Consider the following 310-nt stretch of genomic DNA (forward strand, 5'->3'; position numbering starts at 1 on the left):
TTCCAGGTAGGCCAGCAGGGCGCTGTACAGGGCGTCCACTTCAGGGGCCAGGCCCCTGGCGCGCAGGCAACCGTGCACCAGCCCCAGGCCCGGGTACAGCTGGCTTTGCCCACCGGCTGCGAGCAAGTGCTGGTGATAACGCTCGCCGTCATCGCGCAGCGGGTCGAACTGTGCCAGGGCGATAAAGGCCGCGGGCAGGCCGGCGAACTGTTGCGCCAGCAGCGGCCGGGCATAGGCCGAGCACTGCTGCGGGCCGGGCAGGTACAGGGCCTGGAAACAGTCCAGGTCGCTGCTGCTGAGCAAGGGCGCG

At 70.0% G+C, this 310-nt stretch carries 1 protein-coding gene; it reads right to left on the minus strand.

The features are described from left to right. Positions 1-310 (minus strand): alpha/beta hydrolase fold domain-containing protein (locus tag F6S12_RS33285; protein WP_315870059.1); only part of this gene is annotated, 310 nt, incomplete at both ends.

This window comes from Pseudomonas sp. JV245A, assembly GCF_032424515.1.
GTDB lineage: Bacteria > Pseudomonadota > Gammaproteobacteria > Pseudomonadales > Pseudomonadaceae > Aquipseudomonas > Aquipseudomonas protegens.